Source organism: Sphingobacterium mizutaii (assembly GCF_900187125.1).
Classification (GTDB): Bacteria; Bacteroidota; Bacteroidia; order Sphingobacteriales; family Sphingobacteriaceae; genus Sphingobacterium; species Sphingobacterium mizutaii.
In genome coordinates this window covers 2252953-2275936 of the sequence record NZ_LT906468.1, presented here as the reverse complement: position 1 = coordinate 2275936, position 22984 = coordinate 2252953, and the positions used below count along the sequence as shown (strand labels likewise).

Sequence of the window (22984 nt, the reverse complement as noted above, 5' to 3'; positions counted from 1 at the left end):
TTTTTTTTGATGTTATTCATATTCTCTTTACTATCCAATTATTGTAATTACCAATCGATATTTCTGTTATCGTCTTCCTCTTGGGTCCATTGGTCTTCAACCACATTGTTTCCATTTTGAGGGTATACTTTTGCAGACCCCAGTGCGATGTCGACTTCCATTTGTACTTTAACTAAATGAACACGGGGAGTTTTGTATTGCTTTTTCATCTTTTTTATCCTCCATCACGGATTTCATTCAAAACCAGAAAGAAAAAACTAATTTTCCTATCAGTTAAGAAAAAGCCGCAATTTTGTATGCCTTTATATTATTTTTTTTAATAGTTGTGTGCCATATAATTATGGTCTACAAAAATACACAGGAATTCGATTACCTGAAATCAATAGTATCTTTTTAGAGCTGTTAATTAAAATTTGTAGCCCTAGGTCTACAATATCGAGTAAATTGAAAAACATTGCTAATATGTTTTAGTCCCTTATTTATTGGTTTTTTTTATAGAATTAATTGACTTTTTCATCTATTGTTTTTCAATAAAATTTAAGATAAAACCTTTGTTTATCGGCTTTAAAAGGAAAAAGATAATTTTGAAAAAACCTTGAATTTTTAGCAGGTAATTAGCATAAAAAGTCAGTTTGTGCTGAATCATTAAAATGAGCACTTATATATTAATTGGATACTAATTTTAACAATTGGTTTCATTTTATTAAAAACAAGTAAACTACGTGTTTGAACACGAATAATAAGGAGCATTTTCTTTATATTTGGCTCTATACATGAATATTGGGAATGAAAACATACATTATTTCTCTATCTCTTTTCTCTCTGATCCTTATCTTTTCTTGTCAGCAGGAATCAAAATCGACAACTAATCAAAGCAATTCAGAAAACCCGATACCAGAACCTACTCCCCTTACCTTTCAAATAATTAAAACCCTAGCTCATGACACATCAGCCTTTACCCAAGGTTTTATCTTTGATAAGGGACAGCTGATCGAAGGAACTGGGCTGGAGAAGCATACCCGAATCAATAAGATTGATACTTCATCGGCAAAGGTTGAAGTGCTGAAGTCTAATTATGATAATGATATCTTTGGTGAAGGAATCACCATCTTAAACAATAAATTATACCAGCTGACTTACCTGAACAATAAGATCTTTACCTTTGATCTGGACAACTTGAAGCAACCTATTGCTACCCATACTTGGCAGAATGAAGGTTGGGGCTTGACCCATGATTCAACCTCATTGATCTTAAGTGATGGCTCCTCCACGTTGTAATACCTCAATCCTGAAAACATGGCTATCGTAAAGGAACTAAAAGTGCAGGATAACTTAGGATTTGTGGACAGCCTGAATGAATTGGAATATGTAGACGGTTTCATCTATGCTAATCAATGGGGTTCTGATTTCATCTATAAAATAGACCCTGAAACTGGTTATGTCGTCGGGAAATTGAGTTTTGAGGGAATCATAGAACTTTATGATAAGAGTTTTCAACCTGACCATGAAAAGGTGCTTAATGGGATTGCCTGGGACCCTGAGAATAAATTTATGTTTGTTACAGGCAAAAACTGGCCTTTGATATTTAAGATAAGGGTCAATTAACCTTCATAATTATGGTCTTCAGTGATGCTGATGTAATAACCATCGTGGTCATAAAATGAAAATTCCATTTTTTGGGAGTTGAGATTCTTATGTAATTCCTCAACCATTGGTATATCTAATTCAATAGCTCTTTCATAGATAGCTTGGTAATCGTTGGTCTTGAAATATAAGATTAAGCCATTGCCGTGGGCGAGATTCGGGTTCACCATAGAGGGATGATGATGTTCGCCCCATTGGTGCAGACATAGAATAGTTTCACCAGTTGAGTTCTGTAATACGGCGAAATGTTCGCCTCCATGGTTATTGTGCAGATTAAAAAGGTCTTTATACCAAGCAGCACTCTTTTGAACATCTTGCACGGCGATAATAGGATCTAGTTTCATGTTTATTCTATTTACCTCATTCTATAGGGCTAGAACAATTAAAGACAGGAAATTGATTTCAGAGATTGCCATTCATGTTCAATATTTAACATTAATACGGCATGATCAAATTGGATAGAGCCTTCAGGAAAGCGGTTTTTATCATCAAAATAAGTCGATTTTATGTTTAGTACCTCTAAAGGACTTACCTCCCAATTGTAGGTATTTAATTTGAGTCCATCGAATGATTTACCATTTGGCGAATAGCCTATGGATCCTTTTTCAAAGAACTGGGAAACTTCTTGAAGGTTGTCAAAAATAGATGCTGAGGTTAATGTGGAAGTACTTCTGGCATCGATTTGAATATGATTTTGATCTGAACTGCGGGCATCTAAATGGTAATTTCCATTCGACTCATGGATATTGAATTTTGCAAAGTGATGTTTTCCTGGAAAAGCCCTACCTCCTACTAAAGTGTTGAGGTAAAGATTGGTATCCCTTCTGGGAATATAGACTCCTTCACAAATTTGTCCGGATTCATCTGTCCATTCCACTGCAAAACGATGGGCGGCATTTTCAGAACTAACTCCAATAAAATTAGGAAAATCCTTCGGCTTGATAGATTTGAGCCGGATCAAACAGATGCCCACAATTGCTTTTCCTTTATATAGTTTTGGCCTAAATGGAGCTGGCAAGAGTTTGCTCAAGACTTCAGGATCGGCGGTATAATTGGCTAAAATCCTTCTTTCTATAACCCCATGGATCTTTGGTATTTTCATCGGAAATTCTAAAGTCTATTTTGCCAATATTTTATTAGTAGTTTACAATCTGCTTTACTGTCCAAATTGTACTTTTTTGAATGCAGATGTGATATGGAAATCTGGTTTTTCACTTGTGGGTCTGATCCAAGATATCCAATTGATTGTTTTCTCATCCCATTCCATACTATCAAATTCGCCTCTGAATAAGCCTAGATAAAGACTTTGCTCGGAATTTGAAGCCATTAATCCTTTAATGAAAGCCATAGGAATCCTTCCTTCTAGAATATAGCCATCAGTTTTGATTTTTGACTTTACTTCTAAACTTTCTAAATCCCATCCATAATCAAACTTTCTATAATGACTTGCCCTATAATCCAAAACCTTTGCACTTGCTGATATTTCAAAACAGTAGTATTCGCTTAAACCTGTATCTGCCGATAGAAATATCTCTCCTCTATCGCCCCCGCCCACATCTGCTTCTTTCTCGAATTTCTTTTCTATGATATTTTTATCCATAATATCAAAGTAGAAATAGAAATAGGATCCATCATGAAAAGCTTTGAAGATGGTCTTCCCAAAGTTTTGATTTCCCCAAGGGGAAATAAATTGATTTACGGAAAATAGATTGTTTTGATTGTTCCAATCGGATAAGTTGCCGTCTATAGTGATGGAAAGTCCTTTATTGATTGGAATTATGGGGGTATCCGTTGATTGAGCAATCGTGAATTTGGGATGACTAAACAAACCGATCAGGAGGATGAAAGTGAATAGAAAAGGTTTAGGATTTATAAGCATTATAGATTTCTTGATTTGATCTCGTCTTCTAATTCCTTTGTGCTATTTTTTGATTTGACAAACCAATACACAAATAATAAAGGGAAGAGTGTGAAAAAACTGAATCCCTTGTTATAGAAGCTATAGGCTGCCACGCCAATCGCTGCACCAATTAAGATTGCATTGATCAGATTGGTGGATTTTAATTTCTTTTGCTCAATAAGGAGTTGTTCGTCTGTGAATTGGGAATATTTATTTGGGTTCATGGATTTGGGGTGTGAATTGTTTTACGAATATAGGGAAAAATGGAATTAACAACCCCAGTTATTCGAGGTAAATTTAGAAGAACTTATTAAATATTCTTTTGCTCAAACAAGTTTGGCAAACCTCAAAGGAACACCAACAGGATTCTTTAGATCAAAGGGATTGGTTCAGCCCCACAAAGCCCGCACGCGAACCCTGAACCTTCCCTTTGGGTGGGAGGCTTCAAAGAAACAATTGCCTTGCTTCGCAGGCATTTTGTTGTTTCAGGACACTTTTGCTCAAACAAGTTTGGCAAAGTGGTCCTGAAACAACAAAACCCAACTATCGTTGGGCTTTGTTTCTTTGGCGGAGAGAGAGGGATTCGAACCCTCGATACAGTCATCCCGTATACAGACTTTCCAGGTCTGCTCATTCGACCACTCTGACACCTCTCCTGTTTGTGGCTGCAAATATATTACTTTTAATGAGCTTTAAGGCATTTTTATTGAAAAATATTTATCCTTTCTGATTTCCTTTCCCTAACTTAGGTCAAACTCGAAAATGAAAAGGATTTTATCTATCGATGGCGGTGGAATCCGAGGAATTATTCCCGGAATGATGCTGGTATCCCTCGAACAAAAAATAAAGAAAGCTTCAGGCAACCCAAATGCCCATCTCTCGGAATACTTTGATTTCTTCGCCGGAACAAGTACAGGAGGAATTCTGATAAGTATCTTACTTTGCCCCGACCCTAAGGACCCAGCAAAACCAAGGTTCTCTGCCAAAGATGCCCTAGATATTTACCTGAAACATGGAACTGAAATATTTACAACAAGCAGCTGGAGACGATTCCTGAACCAATTCGGTTTATTGACGGAACTCTATGATGAAAAGGTTCTAGAACGGGTGCTGGAAAGCTATTTCGGGGATCAAAAACTATGTGAACTGATCAAGCCTTGTATAATTACGGCCTATAATATTGAACTCCGTAAAAACCATCTTTTCCGACAGCAGAAAGCCATATCACACGGAGAATCTCGGGATTTCTTTTTAAGGGATGTTTGTAGAGCAACCTCAGCGGCGCCTACTTATTTTTCTGTTGCCGAGATATATTCTTTGGCTGGAACTCGGTATCCATTGGTTGATGGGGGTGTATTTGCCCATAACCCTGCGATATCGGCTTTGTTGGAGGTGTTGAAGACTTACAAAACCTTTAAAATCGATGATGTCCACATCCTTTCCTTAGGAACTGGGATTGCTAAAAACGCTTATAAATATGAGGATTTCAAAAAACAGAAAGCAATTTCCATCGGACCTGCCCTAGTCGATATTATGACTAGTAGCTCCTCGGAAAGCAATGATTATTTCCTCCATCAATTGTTTCGATCGGTCCAACATTCCTCCAATTATATAAGAATCGAACCATCAAACCTTTCTTCTATAGAACCTGCATTAGATGCAGCCTCTCCAGGAAATATCCAGAAGATAGTTTCCTTGGCTGACAAATTGATCAGTGACAATGAAAATATGCTTGACGCCTATGTTTTGGACCTCATTGCAGAGAAAGAGAAAAATGGAGAGAAAAAACATAACTCTGTTTGGAAATTTCTACGAGAAAAATTATGATTTCCTTAAAATAAAGTCATAATTCCGACTAATACTTATAAACTTGATATTTTAATAGCCTTAAAATAATCTTGTAGAAATATTTTTGTTATATTATCAAAGCGATTAAAAACAGAACGCAAACAAAAAATTCAAATGGCAAAAACAATAGCTTTAATTGCACATGATGGTAAAAAAGCCGAAATGGTGGCTTTTGTAAAAGATCATCAACAAGGACTATCCAAAGCCCACCTCGTGGCAACAGGAACAACAGGTTCCTACATCCAACAAACTGGTTTAGAAGTAGAATTAAAATTGTCTGGTCCCAAAGGGGGTGATGCGCAAATAGCTGCTATGGCCGCCGAAGGGAAGATTCAAGGCATTATATTTTTTAGGGACCCACTTGGAAAGCATCCACATGAGCCGGATATACAGATGCTGATGCGCATTTGTGATCTATGGAATGTTCCATTGGCAACCAACCCAGCAACTGGGTCATTGATTATTAAAGGATTATTAGAAGAAGATACAGAGATATATGGCAAATGAAGTATTAGTGAGTATTGGAGAAACTAGTTATACAACAACTATTTCCTATGAAGATTTAAATATTTTAGCAGATGAACCCATTGAAGTTGGTGGTCAAAACAAAGGTTTGGCTCCGACTCAATTATTGCTTTCCTCGGTAGGCGCCTGCAAGGCAATTACCATGCGGATGTATGCAAACCGTAAGGAATGGAAAGTAGACAAGATTGATATTAAGGTATCAAGCGAGGTCCAAAGGAGTGAACAGCAACAAACTACTTATATCAAATGCAATATCTTTATCGAAGGCGACTTGGATGAAGAACAAAAAAGAAGATTATATGCCATAGGTGAGAAATGTCCGGTGCATAAGATGTTAATGAACCCTATCGTGATAGAAAGTAATCTAATTGATACAATGCGAGAAAAAGACATTTCTTGATTGTATATTTGCGACTTGAAAAAATAAATTGCTATGCCCTTAATCAGCGAACATACTTTTACAAGTCCGTTCCAAAACTTTACTCGAGAACAATGGAAAAGGTTGAATGGCCAGTTGAGCCATTCCATTCAAGAGAAAGATTTAGATCAATTGCATGCCCTAAATGAGCCATTGACAATGGATGAAATTGAGGATATCTATATCCCATTGGCTCATTTACTGGAGGTTCATATCCATAACTTTCAGGAGCTTCACTCTAAGAGCAATGTTTTTTTCAAGAGAAACCATCAAAAACTTCCCTTTATCATTGGTATTGCCGGTTCGGTAGCAGTGGGTAAAAGTACTACGGCTAGGGTTTTGACCAAAGTCCTTTCGCTATTACCAAATAAACCAAAGGTAGAACTGGTAACAACAGATGGGTTTCTATATCCAAACAAGGAGTTAATTAAGCGCAATATCCTGAACAGAAAGGGATTCCCTGAAAGCTATGACACCAAGAAACTAATGCAGTTTCTTGCGGACATCAAATCAGGCAAATCTCAGGTAACTGTACCTTTATATTCCCACTTGGAATATGATGTATTGAGCAATGAAAAATTAGTGATTTCTCAGCCGGATGTCCTCATCGTGGAAGGTATCAATGTTTTGCAGGTTAATTCAAGAAAGAATGGGGTCTTCGTTTCTGATTTTTTTGATTACTCCATCTACGTGGATGCTGATGAGAAAAATATCGTGAAATGGTATATCGACCGTTTTGAATCCCTGAGAGCCACAGCTTTCCAAAACTCTGCTTCTTATTTTCATAAGTATGCTAATTTATCGGAAGAGGAAAGTTTTGAAATGGCAAAGCATATCTGGAATGAGATCAATAAGCCTAACCTACATGAAAACATCCTTCCCACCCGATATAGAGCTGACCTGATCTTGAAGAAAGGTTCAGAGCACTTTATTAAGCGTGTAAAGGTTAGGAAGATTTAAGGATATTCCTTTCGAATTTGATAATCTCTTTCAAAATCTCATTCTCAATGTTCCTGTGCATTCTATTGCTGTTGGTGACAGCATAAAGATCCAATTTATAGCGGACATAATCCTTTCCTATTTCCAAGACCTTCACCTGAAATTCATCTTCTTTGATTTCCAAGTTCGGATGTGTTGTCAAACTCAGTCTTAAATGTTCTTCTAATTCTTCAATATGAAGGGAAACTTCTAATGGAAGTTCGAATTTAACGGTAAAAAGACTGGATTGATGAGCAGATAGGTTCATGAAAGTAGCCGTAAATACCAAGTTGTTTGGAACCATGACGATATCGTCTTCTTCATCTTGTAAAACAAGATTGGCAAAGGTAATGTCAATAATCCTACCCTTGTGCTCCCCCACCTTAATCCTATCCCCTACGGACAATTGCTCAGAGAACATCACAATTAATCCAGAGATCATATTGGTGATGTAATCTTTAAAGATCACGGCAATGGCCATCGCCACAATGGTTATGCTGGTGATAAAGTCTTTGGGATTGATTCCAAAGGCTGTCATGATGGCTATTACAAAAAATACGGTATTCAATACAGCAGTAAGCCTATTGATGCCTAGAACAAAGTTTCCTCGCTCCCTTTTTTGAGAATCACGTGCATTATAAAGCATGATCACAATAAAGCGGAACATGGAAAGCACGATACTAGGGATCAAGAAGGAATACAGCCCTTTTAGGAATTGGGCTAATATTTTCCTTTTCTCGATATCATATTCAAAATTGATGTGTAGAGCAATTATGATGATCACAAGAAGGACTTTTCCAATAAATACCCAAGGAATTTTTGGTTTATTTTCTGCGGCAGCTGCATTCATGGTCTTGAATATATTATTTTTTTATATACAACACAAAACAAGAATGAACTAGATTTTGTTATATCGCTAATTATCAACCACTAAATAGTTTTAGGCAGTGTTTATCTTTCCTTAATGATTAAATAACATTTTATAATTCTTAAAAAACAAGTAACTTAGCTACCGCTTTAATGACACCAAACAGGTAATTATGGAAACAACATTTGATTTTGAAAAGCCGATTGCTGATCTACAAACGCAAATCGAAAAGGTGAAACAAGTAGAAGAAAAAACCAAAGTAGATATGGGCGCAACAGTTCGTGAATTGGAAGAAAAACTAGAGCAAACAAAAGTTGAGGTGTATAGCAATATGACTGGCTGGCAAAAAGTTCAGATGTCCAGACATCCTGATAGACCACAAACATTCGATTATATTGACTTGATCTGTGATGACTTTATAGAGTTGCATGGAGATAGAAACGTACGTGATGATAAAGCTATTGTAGGTGGTTTTGCTACCATTGGCGGTCAATCTGTAATGGTTATTGGTCACCAAAAAGGAAAGAACACTAAGGAGCGTCAATTCCGTAATTTCGGTATGGCGAACCCAGAGGGATATAGAAAAGCGCTTCGCCTGATGAAGATGGCTGAGAAGTTCAACAAACCAGTTGTAACTTTAATCGATACCATGGGAGCTTATCCTGGATTAGAAGCTGAAGAGCGTGGACAAGGCGAGGCTATCGCAAGAAACTTACTTGAGATGTCTGTTCTGAAGGTGCCGATCATCTGTATCGTTATTGGTGAAGGTGCTTCCGGTGGTGCTTTAGGTATCGGAATCGGAGATAAAGTTTATATGTTGCAAAATACATGGTATTCTGTGATCTCTCCGGAGTCTTGTTCTTCTATCTTATGGAGAAGCTGGGATCAGAAAGAAAGAGCCGCAGAGGCCTTAAAATTAACTGCAGAGGACATGCTTGGTAATGGACTGATTAATGGTATTATCGAAGAACCTATCGGCGGTGCACATCAAGATCCTGAGGCTACTGCACTAAACGTAAAAAACAAAATCCTTTCAGACCTAACTATTCTAGGTGCTAAGGATAAAGATACACTAGTTACTGAACGAATCGACAAATTCAGCAAAATGGGAGTTGTAAACGAATAAAGAAAAAGCCTTGAGAATCTCAAGGCTTTTTTATTGATATTTCTTAAAAGGAATGGGATCCTTCAGAATAAACTGAGCTTTGACTTCCTCGGTTCCCCGCAAAAGCACCAATCGAATTTCTTCTCCATCTTTATGCATTAATTTTCCTATTATTTGCTTCAATTTCATACTTTGGGCATTACTACCATTTATTTTAAGCAATTCATCATCCACTTTTATTCCCGCTAAATCCGCTGGTGAACCTTCTCTTACACTTGCTATTTTATAGATAGGCCTCAGCGTGAATTCATATTTGAATTCTTCATAATTGTAAACATTGATTCCAGAATTGGGGTTTTCTGAGTCTCTCTTACCGATGTTTGTCGTAATCCTTCTCTTGGTCCATTCCAGTCCATCATGTTTGATCTCCATTCCAGACATGTTAATTTCGAATTTCTTTCCAAAATTTCTATTCTTCTTAAGATATATTTCATTCTTTGGGTAATTGATCAGAACATGGAAGTGCTGTAAGACCTGGTTACCGATGGAACCGACACGATTGACAGCAAGCTTTGCTGCATGGACAGCATTGGAGTCTGGATAGGAAACAATGGGTTCCTTGATATAAAAACCTGACCAATCAAAACCCTCTATCCTATTCCTCTTTCCAAAGATCAGTCCGTTGAACCCCCTTCCGATAAAATCATATATACTTGGTTCATGGACTTCGAAAGAATCAAGCAAAAAAGGAAAAACCAACATGCCATCTGAATTTCCCATGTCCACCAGCATCTTGGCATCTTCTACTTTTCGGGTTCCTAAATCAACGTCAATATGAACATAAGGTCTGCTCCTTTCAAGTAGGACAGGAAGTCTAGTAAATTTATTCGTCAGCTTTTCTGGATATTCATAAGCGTCATAAATACTTATTCTTTTCTTTAGGTAATCGACCTTAATCATGTAATCTTCAAAAAAGTGGCTTCCTAAAATTCCATTAATAGGCACACCGATATGACTTGATAGGTCAAGGTCATCTCCATTCACAACGTAAATATTATGCAAGCTATCGATCAAGGTATTTCCGACCAATAGCTCATTACCGACTGCCATAATCCCTTCAACGCCATCTTCGATACCAATGCCCGAAAACTTAACCTTGGAAACATTTTCCAATGGGACAGAATCCTGAGGAGTGGCAAAGAGAATAGTTTCTTTGACACCGGTATCCAATAAAAAGGAAAGTTCAACCCCATTTACTTTGACTGGGATAATCACCAGATTACCACTTAGATCAAATTTGAAGGAATTCTTTTTGGGATTAATCAATGAAAAACTTCTTTGCGCATAACTATGCAAGAACATGATGTTCAGCAATAATAGAATTATGATTTTCATACACAAAGGTTTATATATGCTAATTTACCTAATTTTTAGATTCAAATAACTTAACATACGCTTAATATTAAACATTTGATAAATTATTAAGTTTCAATAAGCGCAATTAAAAATGTAAATGAAATGCCCATAAAATATTATAAAAACAAAAAGGAATAATCAATTTGATTATTCCTTTGTAAATGATCTTGGAATTTATCCTTAGACAGCGCTAAGCACTCCTCTAAAATACCCTACTGACTCAGCAATTCCAGCCAAAGGATCCTTCATGTCTTTTTCAAATTCTATACTGCAGCAACCTGGATATTTATTCTTCAATAATGCCCTTACAAAAGCAGGAATATCGATCACCCCTCTACCCAATTCACAGGTTGTACCTTTAGCATCAGCAGCCGTCACATTTTTCAAGTGAATATCGAATATGCGATCCTTGTATTTCACATAATCTTTAATGGCATCTTGCCCATCCCTAGTATCATGCCCCATATCAAAACACATCCCTAGGTTTTTATCTAAATCTTTGATGTGGTTCCAAATAACGGTAGCATTCGGATAAATCTTATCCTCAGGTCCATGGTTATGGATACCAAACTTGATATTGTTCTCTTTAGCTTTTTTGGCCACATAAGGAAGATCTTTGATTTCAGGAATACCTATCATAAGATTCACACCAACGCGCTTACAATAATCAAAAGCTTTATCAATTTCAGCTTCTGTCTTCATATAGATTGGTCCAACGGCATAACCAGTAACATTTGCCTCAGCCAGTTTTTTATGGAAAGCTGCGATCTGTTCGGCAGTACTATTCAAAGGCAGGTGAAAATCTTTGATGCAAAGATACTTTACATCCATTCTTTTCATCATGGCAAGGGACTGATCCAAATTGAAGTTAACAAAACTATAGCCGGCAATTCCTAATTTCAAACTGTTTTGATCTGCTAAATCCAGATCTTTAGAATCAGCACTCGCTGTTAACCAACTCGGGCTTGTCAATACTGCTGCAGCTCCCAAAGCACTGCGCTGCAAAAAATTTCTTCTACTGTTATTGCTCATTGATATAGGTTTATGTTGTTTTACTAACTAAAAATAACGAATAATACGCAAAATGGCAATAATATACCGTGGAATCATTTTCTAAAACAACAAAAAAAGCCCTTGCTAATAATTAGCAAGGGCTTTTGATATTATTCCGAAATTCTACAATGAAGCGATTGCAGCATTCAAAGTTTCAGATGGACGCATTGCTTTAGCAGCTAATTCATCGTTTGGATAGTAATATCCACCGATTTCTTGAGCTTTTCCTTGCGCTGCGATCAATTCTTCATTGATCTTAGCTTCTTGTTCAGTTAAAGCTTTTGCTAAACCAGCAAATTTAGAAGCCAATTCAGCATCTTTTGTTTGGTTAGCCAAAGCCTCTGCCCAATAAGTAGCCAAATAGAAGTGAGAACCGCGGTTATCGATTTGACCAACTTTACGAGCTGGGGATTTATCATTAGCCAAGAACTTAGCATTTGCTTCATCAAGGGCATCCGCTAATACTTGAGATTTCTCATTATTTTGTGTTTGAGCTAAATGTTCTAATGAAGCTTGTAATGCCAAGAATTCACCTAATGAATCCCAACGTAAGTACCCTTCTTCCAAGAATTGCTCAACGTGCTTAGGAGCAGAACCACCAGCACCGGTTTCAAATAAACCACCGCCATTCATCAATGGAACGATAGATAACATTTTAGCTGAAGTACCTAATTCTAGGATTGGGAATAAGTCAGTTAGGTAGTCACGTAATACGTTTCCAGTAACTGAAATAGTATCCTCACCTTTGCGGATTCTATCAATAGAGAATTTTGTAGCCTCAATTGGCGACAAAATACGGATGTCTAATCCATTAGTATCGTGATCAGCCAAGTAAGTGTTTACTTTTTTGATGATTTCTCTATCGTGAGCACGGTTTTCATCTAACCAGAATACAGCTGGAGTAGCTGACAAGCGAGCGCGATTTACAGCTAATTTAACCCAGTCTTGGATTGAAGCATCCTTAGTTTGGCACATACGGAAGATATCACCCTCTTCAACTTGTTGTTCCATCAAGGTTTTACCATTGTTGTCTAAAACTTTGATTACCCCATTTGAAGGAGCTTGGAAAGTTTTATCGTGTGAACCATATTCTTCAGCTTTTTGAGCCATTAATCCAACGTTAGGAACAGAACCCATCGTTTTAGGATCGTAAGCACCATTTACTTTACAGTCTTCAATAACTGCTTCATAGATTCCTGCATAAGATCTATCCGGAATGATAGCCAATGTATCGCGTTCAGCACCGTTTTTATCCCACATTTTTCCACCGATACGGATCATTGCTGGCATAGAAGCATCTACGATAACATCAGAAGGAACATGTAGGTTGGTAATTCCTTTATCCGAATTCACCATTGCTAAATCAGGTCCGTTTGCAATTGCAGCATCGATAGCCGCTTTTACTTCAGCTTCTTGCGGAGTACCTGCGATTTTTGCATATACTTCACCTAAGCCATTATTTTTGTTGATACCTAATTCTTTGAAAAGAGCATCATATTTTTCAAATACCTCTTTGAAATAAACTTCAACGATAGCACCAAAGATGATCGGGTCAGAAACCTTCATCATGGTCGCTTTTAAGTGAGCTGACAATAAAACCACAGCTTCTTTAGCTTCCTGAATAGCTTGCGCAACAAATTCTTTCAATTTAGCAACATGCATAACAGAAGAATCGATTACTTCGCCAGCTTTCAACTTCGCAAGACCTTTTAATTCTTTCGTTTCACCATTTGCAGCAACAAATTCAATTTTAAACTGGCTGTCTGCATCTAAGGTCAACGATTGCTCTGAGCTGTAGAAATCGCCATCTTGCATAGAAGTTACGCTCGTTTTGCTATCCGAAGCCCAAGCTCCCATTCTGTGTGGATTAGCTTTCGCATAATTCTTAACAGCTTTAGGCGCACGACGGTCAGAGTTTCCTTCACGTAAAACAGGGTTTACTGCAGATCCTAAAACTTTAGCATAAGCAGCTCTGATTTTCTCTTCTTCCTCGTTTGCAGGTGCATCTGGGTAATTAGGAATGTTATATCCAGCTTTTTGCAATTCAGCGATTGCTCCTTTTAATTGAGGGATAGAAGCTGAAATATTAGGAAGTTTAATGATGTTTGCATCAGGAGTAGTTGCCAATTGTCCTAATTCTGCCAACGCATCAGTAGTTTTTTGGTCCTCTGATAAATATTCGTTTAAATTAGCTAGGATACGTCCTGCCAATGAAATATCTCTTAATTCGACTTCAATATCAGCAGTTTTTGCGAATGCTTGAACGATAGGTAGAAATGAATACGTTGCCAATAAAGGCGCTTCATCTGTTTTTGTGTAAATGATCTTAGATGACATAATTTTCTATTGAAATGATATTATTTTGCAATTAATAGTGAAATTCAAAGAGTTGATAAGCCTCTTTTTTAAAATTCGCCTAAAGATAATAAAATGAATTTTAAATAGCCATAAAAGCCGAAATAATGATGGTTTATCAAAAATCTTTGTCTTAATTCAATAGAATAACAGGAATTACAGAGATGATCTAAGCTTTTTCTCCTAATTCGCCCCAGATCTCTTTGGGATTATAGATGTCGATCAAACCATCCTTGTCCTCAAATGCAGCATCCATGATCGCCCTCGCCAGAAACATCGTACTGATTGGTTTATATAATTTAAATAAACCCAACTTATTCAAAAACTTAAGGGTGCTGACTGCATACTGTTCGCCCTTCCTTTTGGTATTGGGGCGATCTATAGGACCTGGCCTAACTATTATTAATTTCGGGAAATTCAGTGCTTTGATCCCCTCTTCCAACAATCCTTTCATTTTGGTATAAAAGAATCGGGAGTTCTTATTCGCTTGGGCAGACGAAAGCAGCACAAAGGTATGGAACCTATTGAGTTTGCATAAAGCAGCAAACTTCAATTGATAATCATAATCCACCACCCATTGCTGTTCTTTGCCGCCCGCATCTTTCAAGGTGGTGCCCATCGTTGAGAAAGCAACATCACCGATGATAAAATGGCTGAAATCTTCTAAACGATCAAAATCAACAATTACCTCATGTAATTTGGGGTCAGGCGTAAAAAACGGTCTCCTAACCAATACATTGACCGAATCCACTTTTGGATTGGACAACAATTGAAGGACCAATTCCCTACCTGTTGCGCCCGTAGCACCTATGACAACTGCTTTCATAATTGTTGATTTTGAATGTTTATCAATTAAAACAGAACATCGCGAATATTGACATCACGATCAAACTGTGCCTTAGCAAATGGACATAAAGGCATTATTTTCATTTTGTTATCCCTAGCGTGCTCAACTGCTTTGTTCAATAAAACAGAACCAATTCCTTTTCCTTTTTCTTCTGGATCTACCTCGGTATGGTCGATAATGATTTTACCAGGTCCAGCTTTGGAATAGGTCATTTCGCCTATTGTTTTGCCGTCTTCCACTGCTACAAATGATCCCTTATTTCCATTTTCTTCGTGTTTCACTAACATATTAATCTTTATTTAAGTTTTAATTCTTCAATTATTTGATCTTCTAGATCGGTTTTCATTTTCACCACTTCATCAGCCAATTCATTAGGTACAGTCATGGAAAGTACATATTGCTTGATCAGCCATCTTCCATCTTTAAGGACTAAAACGCCCGAACCTCTACAGATCTTCATTTGTGTATTTAACAATTCATCTATCCATGCGGTTTTACCATCTTCAGAAATTTCTATGTTTCTCTCCAAACTACTGAAGTTCCAAGCTTTGCCTTTATCAAAATGTGGCCTTGCATAATCCATAAATTCCTGTTTGTCCCAACGCTCGGTGGCATCTGTACCAATGAATACCGAATTGGCATCCATCAGGTCAAAATATTCCTTAAAATTTGCCTTTCCAGCGGCAGCATGCCACTGATCTAAGACTTTTGCAACCTCAGTCTGTCCAGACTGTGCAAAAGAAACCTGAATAAACATCAATAAGGCTGCGAATAAGCTGTAGATTTTCATATAAATTGGTTTTTAATAAAGATACCTTTTTGAGAATTAAGACACAAGGCTAGCGAAAAAGACCATAATATCCTGACAAAACAGAGGAAATAATAGCAAGATCTGCGGTTTTCTCCCTAAAAATATATGGTATTCCTTAGGCTTTCCTAAAGTGTTTCATATTCTTGGTGACATTGACGATGTTCCAATCTATATGTTTAGAGAAGGGTTCGGAACGGATGGGGCAGTTTTCTACGTTGCAATAATGGCAACATTCAGGCATGCAAGGGTCTGCATGGATAAAGAATTCCGTTTTGGATTCTAGATTATCGTTTAATAGAGAGTCAAAATCAGAGATACTGTCATGTACTTGATTAAGATCATAGTAATTGGGCAAGGTTAAATGGCAGTCGATATGAAGTTCTTGTCCATAACGTTGTACACGCAAGTTATGCACGTCGATCCATTCTGCTTTACGGTTCTGGTTCAGAATAGCGACCACCTCTTCGATTACCTCCGCATCAGATTCATCCATCAGTCCTGAAATCGATTTCCTCAACAACTTATAGCCATTGTACAAGATAAAAGCACCTAGAACAAAGGATAGAGCCAAATCGATCCATGCCAAGCCAGTCAGCTTCATCAAAAGTAATCCCGCAATCAAACCGATGGAACTGTAGGCGTCTACCTGCAAATGCTTACCATCAGCTTCAATAGTCAATGAGCGTAAGGCTTTACCCCTTTTCATCAGGTAAAATCCAACTCCAAAGTTTATCAAGGATGTTGCTAAGATCAAGTACATACCCTCCTCTACGTTATTTAAGGGTTGAGGTGAGAAAATAGCATAAATGGATTTGATCAGGATAATGCTACCAGCGATAAAGATCATCCCACCTTCGACAAAAACGGAGAAGAATTCTACCTTTCCATGTCCATAGGGATGGTTTTCGTCTTTGGGCTGAGCAGCTAGGTAAATACTGTAATATGCGAAACCAGAAGCGACAATATTGACTATACTTTCGGCGGCATCGGAGAAGATTGCATTGGATTCCGTAATAAAATAGGCAACAAACTTGATCAGCATCAATACGATACCTGTAATCAAGGATAACAAAACCAACCTCATTTGCCTATTCATAACGCTAAATTTGAATCGCAAAAATAATTAATTAAGAAATAGTATTTATTACTTTTTTGTTAACATACCCTCATCTTTCTGATTTCCTAAGCGTTGTGCTATAATAGTAACTACAAAAATCTGAAAGGCATGATAGATCATCAATGGCAATATATATAGCCCTAATTTAGGGTTATTAGCGAACAAAAATTTAGAGAAAACACTGCCATGTGTAAGCGACTTCTTTGACCCACAGAATAATCCAGAAATTCTATCTTCACGATTGAACTTCAACACATAGCGAACCAACAGCAGAATAATCAGATAAACCGTAAAGAACAGCGCAATTACAGCGATAAATAAGCTAGCTAAGTAAGTCGTTCCAATGGTACTGAAGATATCATTCATAAAGGATTCCGAGAAACTGCTATACACAATCAGCAGAACTACCCCTTTATCAAAATTGGATAAGGCTTTGCCATATTTATGGGCCCATTTACCCCAATATGGCTGGATCAACAATCCTAAAATTACCGGAAGTAATACTTCAAATAAAAGTCCTATATACAACTCCCCAAACACATTGACCTCTCCCACTTCTAAAAAGAAGTGCATCAACAACGGGGTGATCGCTACACCGATTAATCCAGAAATAGAAGCATTAAAGATGGCGGCAGGAACGTTTCCCCGAGCGATGGATACCATAACAACAGATGAAGTTACGGTTGAAGGTAGTGCGGCCAAGAAATAGAAGGAAAGCCAAAATTGCTCCTGTGTCTCGGTATGTACCAATGGACGGAACAGCAGGACAAGTAAAGGAAATAAACCAAAGGTGAAAAGCTGCACGGATAAATGTAGTTTCCAGTTTTTCATTCCGTCCTTGATTTCGTTGAAACTAAGTTTCAAGCCGTAAAAGAAGAACACTAATGCCACTCCTACACTGATCAAGGCATCCAAAAACTTGCCATCTAAATAACCCGCAACATCCGGAAAGACATAGGCAAGGATTATCATGAAAATTAAGGCTATTATAAACCCATCAAATTTTAACTTCATCTAAAACCTAAATTTTGCCTACAAAGCTATAATTTATTTCATAAACACCTATTCCAATCGGTTCATTTACAAAGTATCATTTTTATAGAGATTTTGTTACACTTTTCTCATCGATAATAAATTGTATATAATATATTTGCAATATCATGAGTACAACATCCATATTATCCGATAGAATAAACAATCTATCCGAGTCAGCAACATTAAAGATGACCAAATTGGGCCGTGAACTGGCGGCTAAGGGCATTAATGTAATTAGTTTGAGTGTAGGTGAACCTGATTTCAATACGCCTGAGCATGTAAAAGATGCAGCTAAGAAGGCCTTGGATGAAAACTGGACCCGTTACTCTCCTGTTTCTGGTTATCCTGAACTTCGCCAAGCGATCGTAAATAAATTAAAAAATGAAAACGGTTTAGATTATGACATCTCTAACATCGTGGTTTCTACAGGTGCTAAGCAATCCCTTTCCAATGTATTGCTAACCTTAGTGAACCCGGGTGAAGAAGTGATCATCCCTACGCCATACTGGGTTTCATATTCTGAAATGGTCGTATTGGCAGAAGGAAAATCAGTTTACATCGACACGACGATTGAATCAGATTTCAAGATCACTCCAGAACAACTGGAAGCTGCGATCACGCCAAAATCTAAAGTCTTCATGTTCTCTTCGCCTTGTAATCCTACAGGTTCCGTATATTCTAAGGCTGAATTGGAAGCATTGGTTAAGGTTTTTGAAAAACATCCACAAATCTTTATCATTTCCGATGAGATCTATGAGCATATCAATTTCGTAGATAAACATGAGTCTATCGCACAATTCCCTTCTATTAAGGACCGCGTAATCATTATCAACGGTTTTTCAAAAGCATTTGCCATGACCGGATGGCGCCTTGGATACATTGCTGCTAACAAAGAAATCGCTGCAGCGAATGAAAAAATGCAAGGACAAACCACTTCTGGTACCTGTTCGATCTCTCAACGCGCTGGTATTGCAGCTTATGAGCAAGGATTGGAAAGTGTATTGGAAATGAAAGAAGCGTTTGCTCGCCGTCGTCAATTGGTTTACGATTTATTGAACGATATCCCTGGAGTAAAAACAAACTTGCCTGACGGAGCTTTCTATTTCTTCCCAGAAATCAGTTCTTTCTTCGGTAAAAAAGATCCAGAAGGAAATGTGATCAATAATTCAGCTGACCTTGCTTTATACCTATTAAACTATGGTCATGTTGCTACAGTGGGTGGAGATTCATTTGGTAACAACAACTATATCCGCCTTTCTTATGCCGCTTCTGACGAAAACTTAAAAGAAGCCCTTCGCAGAATCAAAGAAGCATTGGGGAATTTGAAATAGTATTGAGATATGAGATTTGAGATTTGAGATATTAACCGGAAAACTAACTCCGCAATATATCTCAAATCTCAAAACTTTATATCACACTTGATATCTCAATATTCATATTTATACTCCCCCCATTAACGCTAGATAGATTAGCTCAAACATTACAAACCCCAATATCAATCCCAGAGTCACGGCGACTGCTAACCTAGCCCAGAAGGGCATCTTAATAATATAATTCAACTTAAATCTTCAATAGTTTTTGCAGGCGCAAAGATGAAAATATTCTATTAAGATGATTTAGGATTAGGCAAGAATTTAGAGTTATCTGTAAGCATCTGACTACAATGATTTGAAAGGGATTGATTACCAAATCTTCACACAAAAAATAATTCAGCATTTTTTTAATAATCAATGGATTTTTCTATCTTTGCACTTCCGTTAATATAACTACGGATAGAAATTAATAAACATAATTATTTACAAAATGCAACAGTACGAATCTGTAATCATTCTTACCCCGTTGCTTTCAGAAGATGCTGCGAAAGAAGCAATCGCAAAATTCAAAGACATCTTGACAGAAGGCGGAGCCGAAATTATCGCTGAAGATAATTGGGGTTTGAGAAAATTAGCGTATCCGATCCAGAAAAAAACAACTGGATTTTATCACTTAACTGAATTCAAGGCTCCAGGTGAATTAATCAAAAAATTAGAGGTTGAATACAAACGTGATGAGCGCGTGATGCGTTTCTTAACAATCTCTCTAGATAAGCATGCTTTGGCTTACAACGAGAAAAAACGTAGCGGTGCATTCAACAAGAAGGCAGAAACTAAAACTGAGGAGGTAGCAAACTAATGGCAAACGAAAACATCCAATACGTGACTGCTCCTAAAGTAGAGGACAACCGTAAAAAATACTGTCGTTTCAAAAAGAACGGTATTAAGTACATCGACTACAAAGACGCTAACTTCCTTTTGAAGTTCGTAAATGATCAAGGTAAAATCTTACCTCGTCGATTAACAGGAACATCATTGAAATTTCAACGTAAAGTTGCTCAAGCCGTTAAACGTGCGCGTATTATCGGACTTATGCCTTACGTAACTGATTCATTAAAATAAGGAGGATACGATAATGGAAGTTATATTAAAACAAGATGTTAAACACCTTGGAGAGAAAGACGATATCGTAGTAGTAAAACCAGGTTATGGCCGTAACTACTTAATTCCTCAAGGATTTGCAGCAATGGCAACGCCTTCTGCAAAGAAAGTATTAGCTGAGAATATCAAACAAGCTCAGTTTAAACAAGACAAAATTAAAAAAGATGCTACTGAATTAGCAGCTAAATTAGAATCAGTAAAATTAACTATTGGTGCTAAAGCTGGTGAGTCTGGCAAGATCTTCGGAAAAGTTAACAGCATTCAAATCGCTGACGCTCTTAAAGCTCAAGGTTTTGAAGTTGACCGCCGTCGTATCACTTTCGAAACTGAACCTAAGCAATTAGGTGAGTACATCGCTAACTTGAACTTACACAAGGAAGTAAAAGTACAAATCCCTTTCGAAGTTATCGCTGAGTAAGCATTTGACAATAAAAAAATCCCCGTTATCAAAAGATAACGGGGATTTTTTTATTGCTTAGTATTTAGTATTAAGTATTTAGTATTTAGACTGCATGGCTATCAATTATCGGAGCCATCCTAGGTAAGGGATAGTTTTAAATCGAGGATCATTCATTGTATTAAATTTTTGAATGAACGGTGTTGATGGATTAAATATTGACCTCATTCGGGACACATTCGGAATTTTCGCAACATGAGCACATCTATTCTCGAACGTTTCTCGAATATGCCTCGAATAAGTCTCGAATGAAACCCACATTTCAGTCTATTAAATTCCTCTTAAAAAATAGCTTTTTAGGGGATTATATCTTTGGATTTGGATGAATGCACTGTTTGAATTTCCAAGGTTCGGATAGAATATTCTCCAGGTCTGTTAATTAAATGGCAAAGAAAAAGCCCCTCATATATTAAAGAAGGGCTTGTAGAATGCTATTTTTAAAGGAAATACTAAATATCCGATTCTAAATCCTGATGATTAATAATGCCACATAACATCTACCCTATGTCCAGGATGGTTATGTCTGCCTTTATTTCCTTTGTATTTTTTCTTTTGTTGACCAGGTGCATAACGTTTTGCGGATTTACCACCGTATTTCTTCTTAGCCTGACCTGGAGGCATTCCATGCGGATGGTGACGATGTGTATAACATGCTGATACACTAAATGCCATAAAGGCTACCAATAATAATCCCAAAAATCTTTTCATACGATATTCATGTTGTTCGCTATATATGACCAAAATCTAAGCCAAAAGTTTAAAATTTTAATAAAGTATTAATAATTAAATGTTTGAACACTGATTATCAACATTTTACCTAGAGCCGATAATTTGATAAAAGGAATTAATTGCTGGGTTTTCAAGGTCAAATCCACCTTTCAAACGCAAGCCGTTTGTTCCCTCCGCTATACCATTTACTTCTCCTTTTAGGATTTTATCATAATTCGGAAACCAGCCTAAGTACTTCGCCGCTACTGGTTTTTTCTGGTAGCTCATTACAAATACATTAGAGGATGGTTGAAGCTCCATATTTTGCCCAAGTGCCGCTGGATCAGTACTCAATCTAATCAATCCATTATGAAAATCCTTTCCAAACTTATAGAACATCTTTTCTGGCAGATATCCTAATAAATGTGGGGAGGCCATAACTTGGAATGTTAATGAAGGAACCTCAACTTGATTGATTTCCTTTTTCTCGGTCATCTCAAAATTATCATCATAATCATAAGTAATGATGGTATCAGATTCCAGAACTTCTTTATCTTTCAATTCAATGGCTGCAAAATTACCTACATATTTATAGATACTATCGACTGGTAGCTTTAGTTTTTCAAGTTCAGCCTCCTTATCCTTCAAAATAAGGGAAAGATCAGAATTTAAGGCCATATAAAACACATTGTCTTCAGGGATTGCAGCTTGGACCGGCTTTGAGGGGAAGCCCAATAAAGAGGATTTTACAAATGCATCTATATCAAATCTTCCATTTTGAAAATTAACTATAATCCAATTGTCTTTCTTATCCACAAAGCTCATATCAGCCTCTTGGATCTCGCTTACATTTTTGCCCAGACCATTAGCATAAACCCAATCTCCTTGATCAGCTTTCAGTAAGGAAAGCATGGTTTCAGGTTGATAATCCTTACCCAGCGAAAAGACCAATTTATGATCATCCAATAATACTTGCACATGTTTTTTGGCATACAAGTCCTGCCCTTTTTCCAAACTTTGGACCACTGAATCTTGACTAAGCCCCAACTCTCTCTCTAAGAATGCTTGTAGTTTAGCTTTATCGGACACTTCCAATACCGAATAATATTGACATGAAGTATCACTTAAGCTAAACATATATAATTTAGCAGGAATGTGAACACCTATATTCCAAAGTTTTGGTTTATCCTGTACTGAACTGCTATCCTTCTTGCTGCCGTAATATTCTGAATAATTGGAAAGCGAATTCTTGAACATCTTCACAAGAAGGTCATCCACATTCAACCGAATTACAGAAGCCGTATTTTCAGGGATCTTAAAGTTTTCTGCTTTCGAAGTTCTATAATATTTAAAAACAAAAAAACTTATAGCCAAAATGGCTATAAGTCCTATTATAAATACTGTTATTTTTTTTATCCAACCCAT

General features: G+C 37.1%; 25 protein-coding genes, 1 tRNA gene and 1 pseudogene. 10 read left to right on the top strand and 17 right to left on the bottom strand.

Annotated elements, in window-relative coordinates; genetic code table 11:
• Positions 1-47: 47 nt before the first annotated feature.
• Complete coding sequence (locus CKW03_RS20385; protein ID WP_157739477.1) at positions 48-209, bottom strand: hypothetical protein; 162 nt, start codon at positions 207-209, stop codon at positions 48-50.
• 577 nt (positions 210-786) lie between these two features.
• Here CKW03_RS20385 and CKW03_RS20755 point away from each other — a divergent pair.
• Positions 787-1605: pseudogene (locus CKW03_RS20755) on the top strand (glutaminyl-peptide cyclotransferase).
• Here CKW03_RS20755 and CKW03_RS09785 read toward each other — a convergent pair.
• From CKW03_RS09785 to CKW03_RS09765, 5 genes are all read right to left on the bottom strand, one after another.
• Positions 1602-1988: a VOC family protein gene (locus tag CKW03_RS09785; protein ID WP_093096233.1), complete on the bottom strand. Its 387-nt coding sequence runs from the start codon at positions 1986-1988 to the stop codon at positions 1602-1604. The pseudogene CKW03_RS20755 and the gene CKW03_RS09785 sit on opposite strands and share 4 nt — an antisense overlap.
• Positions 1989-2026: 38 nt before the next feature.
• Complete coding sequence (locus tag CKW03_RS09780; protein ID WP_093096230.1) at positions 2027-2746, bottom strand: DUF2071 domain-containing protein; 720 nt, start codon at positions 2744-2746, stop codon at positions 2027-2029.
• 54 nt (positions 2747-2800) lie between these two features.
• Positions 2801-3523, bottom strand: coding sequence for a sugar-binding protein (locus tag CKW03_RS09775; protein ID WP_093096228.1), 723 nt, complete (start codon positions 3521-3523; stop codon positions 2801-2803).
• Entirely contained in the window at positions 3523-3768 is a 246-nt protein-coding gene (locus CKW03_RS09770; protein ID WP_093096226.1) for a hypothetical protein, read from the bottom strand. Before CKW03_RS09770 ends, CKW03_RS09775 begins: the two co-directional genes overlap by 1 nt.
• A gap of 341 nt (positions 3769-4109) precedes the next feature.
• A tRNA-Ser gene (locus tag CKW03_RS09765) sits at positions 4110-4200 on the bottom strand.
• A 106-nt stretch (positions 4201-4306) separates the two neighbouring features.
• On the opposite strand from CKW03_RS09765, the gene CKW03_RS09760 reads away from it, so the two are divergent.
• The 4 genes from CKW03_RS09760 to coaA all read left to right on the top strand — a co-directional run bounded on the left by CKW03_RS09760 (position 4307) and on the right by coaA (position 7295).
• Positions 4307-5371 carry a patatin-like phospholipase family protein gene (locus tag CKW03_RS09760; RefSeq protein WP_093096224.1) on the top strand — a complete coding sequence of 355 codons (1065 nt, stop codon included), beginning with the start codon at positions 4307-4309 and terminating at the stop codon, positions 5369-5371.
• Between the two features lie 135 nt (positions 5372-5506).
• Entirely contained in the window at positions 5507-5899 is a 393-nt protein-coding gene (locus CKW03_RS09755; RefSeq protein ID WP_093096223.1) for a methylglyoxal synthase, read from the top strand.
• Positions 5889-6317 (top strand): OsmC family protein, encoded by a 429-nt coding sequence (locus CKW03_RS09750; protein WP_093096222.1) that lies wholly within the window; start codon positions 5889-5891, stop codon positions 6315-6317. Before CKW03_RS09755 ends, CKW03_RS09750 begins: the two co-directional genes overlap by 11 nt.
• 33 nt (positions 6318-6350) lie before the next feature.
• Positions 6351-7295 (top strand): type I pantothenate kinase, encoded by a 945-nt coding sequence (gene coaA, locus CKW03_RS09745; protein ID WP_093096220.1) that lies wholly within the window; start codon positions 6351-6353, stop codon positions 7293-7295.
• Here coaA and CKW03_RS09740 read toward each other — a convergent pair.
• Positions 7282-8163, bottom strand: coding sequence for a mechanosensitive ion channel family protein (locus CKW03_RS09740; protein WP_093096218.1), 882 nt, complete (start codon positions 8161-8163; stop codon positions 7282-7284). The two genes, coaA and CKW03_RS09740, sit on opposite strands and share 14 nt — an antisense overlap.
• Positions 8164-8353: 190 nt before the next feature.
• Between CKW03_RS09740 and CKW03_RS09735 the strand changes: the two genes are divergently transcribed.
• Positions 8354-9307 (top strand): acetyl-CoA carboxylase carboxyltransferase subunit alpha, encoded by a 954-nt coding sequence (locus tag CKW03_RS09735; protein WP_093096216.1) that lies wholly within the window; start codon positions 8354-8356, stop codon positions 9305-9307.
• 30 nt (positions 9308-9337) lie between these two features.
• Here CKW03_RS09735 and CKW03_RS09730 read toward each other — a convergent pair whose 3' ends face one another.
• The 8 genes from CKW03_RS09730 to CKW03_RS09695 form a co-directional block, all read right to left on the bottom strand.
• Entirely contained in the window at positions 9338-10681 is a 1344-nt protein-coding gene (locus tag CKW03_RS09730; RefSeq protein ID WP_093096215.1) for a PDZ domain-containing protein, read from the bottom strand.
• 201 nt (positions 10682-10882) lie between these two features.
• The gene (locus CKW03_RS09725; RefSeq protein ID WP_093096214.1) at positions 10883-11734 is read right to left on the bottom strand and encodes a sugar phosphate isomerase/epimerase family protein; all 852 of its coding nucleotides are present in this window, start codon (positions 11732-11734) and stop codon (positions 10883-10885) included.
• A 144-nt stretch (positions 11735-11878) separates the two neighbouring features.
• A complete protein-coding gene (locus CKW03_RS09720; protein ID WP_093096211.1) occupies positions 11879-14092 on the bottom strand; it encodes an NADP-dependent isocitrate dehydrogenase in 2214 nt (737 codons plus the stop codon).
• A 187-nt stretch (positions 14093-14279) separates the two neighbouring features.
• The gene (locus CKW03_RS09715; protein WP_175486285.1) at positions 14280-14936 is read right to left on the bottom strand and encodes a Rossmann-fold NAD(P)-binding domain-containing protein; all 657 of its coding nucleotides are present in this window, start codon (positions 14934-14936) and stop codon (positions 14280-14282) included.
• Between the two features lie 26 nt (positions 14937-14962).
• Positions 14963-15244: a GNAT family N-acetyltransferase gene (locus CKW03_RS09710; RefSeq protein WP_093096209.1), complete on the bottom strand. Its 282-nt coding sequence runs from the start codon at positions 15242-15244 to the stop codon at positions 14963-14965.
• An 8-nt stretch (positions 15245-15252) separates the two neighbouring features.
• Positions 15253-15747 carry a nuclear transport factor 2 family protein gene (locus tag CKW03_RS09705; RefSeq protein WP_093096208.1) on the bottom strand — a complete coding sequence of 165 codons (495 nt, stop codon included), beginning with the start codon at positions 15745-15747 and terminating at the stop codon, positions 15253-15255.
• 136 nt (positions 15748-15883) lie between these two features.
• Complete coding sequence (locus CKW03_RS09700; RefSeq protein ID WP_093096206.1) at positions 15884-16864, bottom strand: cation diffusion facilitator family transporter; 981 nt, start codon at positions 16862-16864, stop codon at positions 15884-15886.
• Between the two features lie 48 nt (positions 16865-16912).
• The gene (locus tag CKW03_RS09695) at positions 16913-17899 is read right to left on the bottom strand and encodes a bile acid:sodium symporter family protein (RefSeq protein ID WP_093096204.1); all 987 of its coding nucleotides are present in this window, start codon (positions 17897-17899) and stop codon (positions 16913-16915) included.
• Between the two features lie 146 nt (positions 17900-18045).
• On the opposite strand from CKW03_RS09695, the gene CKW03_RS09690 reads away from it, so the two are divergent.
• The 4 genes from CKW03_RS09690 (at position 18046) to rplI (ending at position 20812) form a co-directional block, all read left to right on the top strand.
• Positions 18046-19251: a pyridoxal phosphate-dependent aminotransferase gene (locus CKW03_RS09690; RefSeq protein ID WP_236736454.1), complete on the top strand. Its 1206-nt coding sequence runs from the start codon at positions 18046-18048 to the stop codon at positions 19249-19251.
• A 472-nt stretch (positions 19252-19723) separates the two neighbouring features.
• On the top strand, positions 19724-20092 hold the full coding sequence (gene rpsF / locus CKW03_RS09685) for a 30S ribosomal protein S6 (protein WP_093096200.1): 369 nt from the start codon (positions 19724-19726) through the stop codon (positions 20090-20092).
• Positions 20092-20355: a 30S ribosomal protein S18 gene (rpsR, locus tag CKW03_RS09680; protein ID WP_093096199.1), complete on the top strand. Its 264-nt coding sequence runs from the start codon at positions 20092-20094 to the stop codon at positions 20353-20355. Before rpsF ends, rpsR begins: the two co-directional genes overlap by 1 nt.
• A gap of 13 nt (positions 20356-20368) precedes the next feature.
• On the top strand, positions 20369-20812 hold the full coding sequence (rplI, locus tag CKW03_RS09675; RefSeq protein ID WP_093096196.1) for a 50S ribosomal protein L9: 444 nt from the start codon (positions 20369-20371) through the stop codon (positions 20810-20812).
• Positions 20813-21328: 516 nt separating this feature from the next.
• On the opposite strand, the gene CKW03_RS09670 is transcribed toward rplI, so the two are convergent.
• Positions 21329-21559, bottom strand: coding sequence for a lipoprotein (locus tag CKW03_RS09670; RefSeq protein WP_197701038.1), 231 nt, complete (start codon positions 21557-21559; stop codon positions 21329-21331).
• Between the two features lie 105 nt (positions 21560-21664).
• Positions 21665-22984 (bottom strand): hypothetical protein, encoded by a 1320-nt coding sequence (locus tag CKW03_RS09665; protein ID WP_093096193.1) that lies wholly within the window; start codon positions 22982-22984, stop codon positions 21665-21667.

Bases quoted from the DNA above. Each gene is read 5' to 3' on its own strand.
- CKW03_RS20385 (WP_157739477.1), bottom strand. From the start codon at position 209: ATGAAAAAGCAATACAAAACTCCCCGTGTTCATTTAGTTAAAGTACAA.
- CKW03_RS09785 (WP_093096233.1), bottom strand. From the start codon at position 1,988: ATGAAACTAGATCCTATTATCGCCGTGCAAGATGTTCAAAAGAGTGCT.
- CKW03_RS09780 (WP_093096230.1), bottom strand. From the start codon at position 2,746: ATGAAAATACCAAAGATCCATGGGGTTATAGAAAGAAGGATTTTAGCC.
- CKW03_RS09775 (WP_093096228.1), bottom strand. From the start codon at position 3,523: ATGCTTATAAATCCTAAACCTTTTCTATTCACTTTCATCCTCCTGATC.
- CKW03_RS09770 (WP_093096226.1), bottom strand. From the start codon at position 3,768: ATGAACCCAAATAAATATTCCCAATTCACAGACGAACAACTCCTTATT.
- CKW03_RS09760 (WP_093096224.1), top strand. From the start codon at position 4,307: ATGAAAAGGATTTTATCTATCGATGGCGGTGGAATCCGAGGAATTATT.
- CKW03_RS09755 (WP_093096223.1), top strand. From the start codon at position 5,507: ATGGCAAAAACAATAGCTTTAATTGCACATGATGGTAAAAAAGCCGAA.
- CKW03_RS09750 (WP_093096222.1), top strand. From the start codon at position 5,889: ATGGCAAATGAAGTATTAGTGAGTATTGGAGAAACTAGTTATACAACA.
- coaA (WP_093096220.1), top strand. From the start codon at position 6,351: ATGCCCTTAATCAGCGAACATACTTTTACAAGTCCGTTCCAAAACTTT.
- CKW03_RS09740 (WP_093096218.1), bottom strand. From the start codon at position 8,163: ATGAATGCAGCTGCCGCAGAAAATAAACCAAAAATTCCTTGGGTATTT.
- CKW03_RS09735 (WP_093096216.1), top strand. From the start codon at position 8,354: ATGGAAACAACATTTGATTTTGAAAAGCCGATTGCTGATCTACAAACG.
- CKW03_RS09730 (WP_093096215.1), bottom strand. From the start codon at position 10,681: ATGAAAATCATAATTCTATTATTGCTGAACATCATGTTCTTGCATAGT.
- CKW03_RS09725 (WP_093096214.1), bottom strand. From the start codon at position 11,734: ATGAGCAATAACAGTAGAAGAAATTTTTTGCAGCGCAGTGCTTTGGGA.
- CKW03_RS09720 (WP_093096211.1), bottom strand. From the start codon at position 14,092: ATGTCATCTAAGATCATTTACACAAAAACAGATGAAGCGCCTTTATTG.
- CKW03_RS09715 (WP_175486285.1), bottom strand. From the start codon at position 14,936: ATGAAAGCAGTTGTCATAGGTGCTACGGGCGCAACAGGTAGGGAATTG.
- CKW03_RS09710 (WP_093096209.1), bottom strand. From the start codon at position 15,244: ATGTTAGTGAAACACGAAGAAAATGGAAATAAGGGATCATTTGTAGCA.
- CKW03_RS09705 (WP_093096208.1), bottom strand. From the start codon at position 15,747: ATGAAAATCTACAGCTTATTCGCAGCCTTATTGATGTTTATTCAGGTT.
- CKW03_RS09700 (WP_093096206.1), bottom strand. From the start codon at position 16,864: ATGAATAGGCAAATGAGGTTGGTTTTGTTATCCTTGATTACAGGTATC.
- CKW03_RS09695 (WP_093096204.1), bottom strand. From the start codon at position 17,899: ATGAAGTTAAAATTTGATGGGTTTATAATAGCCTTAATTTTCATGATA.
- CKW03_RS09690 (WP_236736454.1), top strand. From the start codon at position 18,046: ATGAGTACAACATCCATATTATCCGATAGAATAAACAATCTATCCGAG.
- rpsF (WP_093096200.1), top strand. From the start codon at position 19,724: ATGCAACAGTACGAATCTGTAATCATTCTTACCCCGTTGCTTTCAGAA.
- rpsR (WP_093096199.1), top strand. From the start codon at position 20,092: ATGGCAAACGAAAACATCCAATACGTGACTGCTCCTAAAGTAGAGGAC.
- rplI (WP_093096196.1), top strand. From the start codon at position 20,369: ATGGAAGTTATATTAAAACAAGATGTTAAACACCTTGGAGAGAAAGAC.
- CKW03_RS09670 (WP_197701038.1), bottom strand. From the start codon at position 21,559: ATGAAAAGATTTTTGGGATTATTATTGGTAGCCTTTATGGCATTTAGT.
- CKW03_RS09665 (WP_093096193.1), bottom strand. From the start codon at position 22,984: ATGGGTTGGATAAAAAAAATAACAGTATTTATAATAGGACTTATAGCC.